Below are 3,204 nucleotides of genomic sequence, written 5' to 3'. Positions count from 1 at the left end.
ACTGTTCCGACCCGGTGGTGCAGAAGGAAGGTGCCGGGCGGCGGCGCCAGTACTGCAGCATCGCTTGCCGCCGCCGAGCGCAAAGGCAGCGGCAGAACAAACGGGCGAAAACCGTTGAGCAACAAGGCCCGTTGGGCAGTGCAGTTGCTGCGGAAGTCCATCGGCTGGCCGGGCAGCTCGTGGACAGCGAGATGCGCCAGGAGGAACTGGGCACACTGCTTGAGCGCGCTGAGGCGATCCGAAGGGAGCTGGATATCTACACCGCTGCTGCGGTGCAAGACGCCCGGCACCGAGGTGAGAAATGGGAGAGCGTGGCCCAGGCCGCGCATGTCGCGCCGGAGACGGCCCGAGCCCGGTGGGGACCAGAGCGGGTCGCCCGGATGATGGTTTTGCATACAAACGACAAACAGGCAGCTCCCACTCGGTGGCGCACAGCGCGGGCCACAGGCGCGGAGGGGCCGGAGAGCGCGGCCGGCGACAAGAGAGAGGCGGCCGGACCGGTGGCCCAGTTGGCGTCGGCACTGACGCACCTACAGGCCGCAAGCGGCAAGACCATCCGTGAGGTGGCCGACCTGGCCATGCTGTCGCCGTCGTTCATCTCCCGGGTCCTTTCCGGGGACCGGCTTCCGACCTGGGACCTGGTGTGCGCGCTGAGCAATATCCTCGACTACGACCCGGCCGAGTTGAGGGTGCTGTTCGAAGCAGCTCATGGGATGACGGCGCCGCAGCGGCAGCCTGCCCCCGCTGCTATCGAGCAGTTGCATGCCACGGTGCGCGGGCTGCACCGCGCCGCGAAAGCGCCCGGGCCTGAAGAGATTGAAGTACTGAGCGGCGGGGCGGTGAGCGCCAAAGAGGCTCGGCTCGTGCTGTCAGGCCGTGACGTTCCGGAGTGGGAGGCGCTGTCCGCGCTGGTGTGCGCTCTGGGCGGCCGGCCCTCGGAAGTCAAACCGCTGTGGGAAGCGGTGCATTACGCGTTTCTAATGGTCGACGACCCGGGTCTGCCAGACGGCACCACGCACATCGCCTCGCCGGAAACGGCACAGTGATGGCCCGTATAGCGTCCGGCAGCAGCACCCCCCAGAACCGCACGGACACAGGCCGTACAGCAGGACTGCGTCACGGCAGCCTGCGGGTGGAACGCTCTGCGCTGGCTGCCTTCGCGGCTTTCCGTGAACGCCATTACGAGTCTTACCTGCAGTACGCGGCATTGCGGATCGGCCAGTACGGCGCGGCGGAGGAAGCTGTTGCGGCGGCCTTCACCGAGCTCGCGGTGTCGTGGACCGTGGTCTTGGGCAGCTCCGGGCCGGCCGCTGTCGCCTGGGACATCCTTCATGACCACATCGGCCAAGTGCTCGACAGGCGTGTTGACTCTTGCCCATTGCGTCAGCCTGTGCGCTCGCTTCATCTGGAGGCACAGGTGCTGCACCGCAGGCTGGAGCTCAGTTCGGAACGCGTTGCGGAGCTGCTGGGCATACCGCTTGAAGACGTGTCCGGGTTGTTGCCTTCCGCTGGGGCACCGAAGGGGTGACAACTGGCCACTTTACGGCGCTCCGGTGTGACCCATCTCATACACTGTGCTGTCACAGCGTCAGATGACGTCTCGCACTGAGGCCGGAGGGGGTACGGGTGAATCTGCCGTACGGAGTGGACGTCTCGATTCCGAGTGTAGCCCGGATGTACGACAGCCTCTTGGGCGGCAAGGACAACTATCCGGCGGACCGGTCCGCCTGCGACGAACTGCTCAAGCAAGTCCCTAGCATGCGTGAACTCGCCTTGAATAACCGGCAGTTTTTGCGCAGAGTGGTGCGCACCCTGGCAACCGACTACGGAATCCGCCAGTTCATCGACCACGGCTCAGGCCTGCCCACCCAGGACAATGTGCATGAGGTCGCGCAACGCGTCGATCCGGCATGCCGGGTGGTGTACGTCGACAACGACCCCATCGTCCACACCATGGGCGGCGCTCTACTGGAGAGCAACGAACGCACTGCGGTACTGCAAGCCGACATACGCGACACGGACGCCATCTTCGCCAGCGAGCCCGTACGCCGTCTCATCGACCCACACGAGCCGGTGGCCGCGCTGTTTGTCTCCGTGCTGCACTGCATCCCGGACGACAGCCGGCCCGGTGACCTGATCGCGCGCGTCGCCGACAGGCTTCCATCGGGCAGCATGATGGTCGTCTGTCAACTCGTCAGCGACTCCGAAGAGGTCCGTGATTTCGTCACAGAGTTCATGGACACGCAGACCCAGGGACACTGGGGTCGCGTCCGCGAGAAGGCCCACGTCGCGGCCTTCTGCGCACCGCTGGACCTCGTGGAGCCGGGACTGACGGAAGTCTCGGCTTGGCGGCCGCAGAACGACGATGTCCCCCGGCAGCTGTCATGGGAGTGGGAGGAATACGGGGGCGTGGGCTTCGTGCGGCGATAAGCAGGGACGCGGTTGTCAGCGCCAGGTGTCGAGTGCCTCCTGCAGCAGTGACGCTGTCCGGTCTGCAGGAGTTGCCACACCGCACAGGTTGTTCAGTACAGCCTGGTACCGCTCCGAGTCCGAGGGCTTCTCGCGGTAGACGGCCCCCTCGTATTGCTCCAGGTACACCATGTCGGGAAGGTACTCGGGAGCGAAGAACCGCAGGTGCACGATCGGGTGCCCGATCGCGCCGACGGCTCCCACCGACAGAGGGGCGATATGCAGGCGGAGCCGGTAGGGCAGCTCCTCCAGGAGCTTGAGCAGGTACGTGATCTGCCGGTACATGACGCCCGGAGTGCCGACCTGGCGCCGGAAGACTTCGGAGTCCATTACAGCGAGCAGGGTCGGCGGATCCACCTTGCGGCGCAGCATCTCGATGCGAGCGCATCGAAGCCGGACGCGTTCCTCGATCTCCTTGGCCGGCATGGTCGGGTGGGACGCCCGGATCACGATCCGGGCGTACTCCTCGGTCTGCAGCCAGCCCGGCACCAGCTGCGGCTCGTAGGAGACGATGCGCCGGGCAGCCGGCTCCATCGCCAGCAGCGGTCGTAGGCTGTTCGGTACGGCATGAGCGTAGGGCTGCCACGCTTCGGGCTTTGCCGCCTCGTTCACCAGGACGGTGATCCGCCAGCGTTCCGCCGGGTCGCGCACACCGTACTCGTCCAGAAGGCGCTGCACCTCTGTGGGCTTGAGCGATGCGAGTCCGGTCTCCATGCGGCTGATGGTGGATGGGGA

General features: G+C 66.1%; 4 protein-coding genes. 3 read left to right on the top strand and 1 reads right to left on the bottom strand.

Annotated elements, in window-relative coordinates; all coding sequences use genetic code 11:
• The 3 genes from ACZ3ZD_RS32235 to ACZ3ZD_RS32225 form a co-directional block, all read left to right on the top strand.
• A partial coding sequence (locus tag ACZ3ZD_RS32235) for a helix-turn-helix domain-containing protein (protein WP_467405225.1) occupies positions 1-1,046 on the top strand: 1,046 nt, incomplete at its 5' end.
• Between the two features lie 86 nt (positions 1,047-1,132).
• Positions 1,133-1,528: a hypothetical protein gene (locus ACZ3ZD_RS32230; RefSeq protein WP_467405222.1), complete on the top strand. Its 396-nt coding sequence runs from the start codon at positions 1,133-1,135 to the stop codon at positions 1,526-1,528.
• Between the two features lie 98 nt (positions 1,529-1,626).
• Positions 1,627-2,430 carry an SAM-dependent methyltransferase gene (locus ACZ3ZD_RS32225; RefSeq protein ID WP_467405220.1) on the top strand — a complete coding sequence of 268 codons (804 nt, stop codon included), beginning with the start codon at positions 1,627-1,629 and terminating at the stop codon, positions 2,428-2,430.
• A 15-nt stretch (positions 2,431-2,445) separates the two neighbouring features.
• Here the strand turns inward: ACZ3ZD_RS32225 and ACZ3ZD_RS32220 are convergent.
• The coding region (locus ACZ3ZD_RS32220; RefSeq protein ID WP_467405217.1) for a DUF5753 domain-containing protein at positions 2,446-3,204 on the bottom strand (759 nt) is incomplete at its 5' end.

The organism is Streptomyces sp. NPDC023481 (genome assembly GCF_055560195.1).
The sequence above is the reverse complement of the archived record's forward strand: the minus strand, read 5'-3'. Positions and strand labels throughout refer to the sequence as shown.